This window comes from Rhodobacter sp. NTK016B (genome assembly GCF_017303295.1).
Classification (GTDB): Bacteria; Pseudomonadota; Alphaproteobacteria; order Rhodobacterales; family Rhodobacteraceae; genus Pararhodobacter.
Genome location: NZ_JAFKOK010000073.1, coordinates 1 through 236, shown reverse-complemented (window position 1 = coordinate 236; position 236 = coordinate 1). Strand labels below are relative to the sequence as shown.

At 67.8% G+C, this 236-nt stretch carries 1 pseudogene; it reads left to right on the top strand.

Going from position 1 to position 236, the window contains the following annotated elements:
* Positions 1–236: pseudogene (locus JI664_RS23750) on the top strand (IS481 family transposase); the annotation flags it as partial.

Here is a 236-nt window from a genome sequence, read left to right as displayed (position 1 = left end):
AGTGGCGCAAGCGCAGGACGGTCGCGGATCGCAAGACGGGTCCGAGGGACCCACGATCGACCGTTCTCAGCGAAGCCGAGGAGGCGATGGTGGTAGCTTTCCGTCGCCACACTCTCCTGCCGCTTGATGATCGCCTGTACGCCTTGCCGCCCTCGATCCCGCACCTGACCCGCTCAGCGCGGCCTTCAGCGGCACGGCATCTCGCGGCTACCGGATGTCGAGGGCCCCTCTCGGGA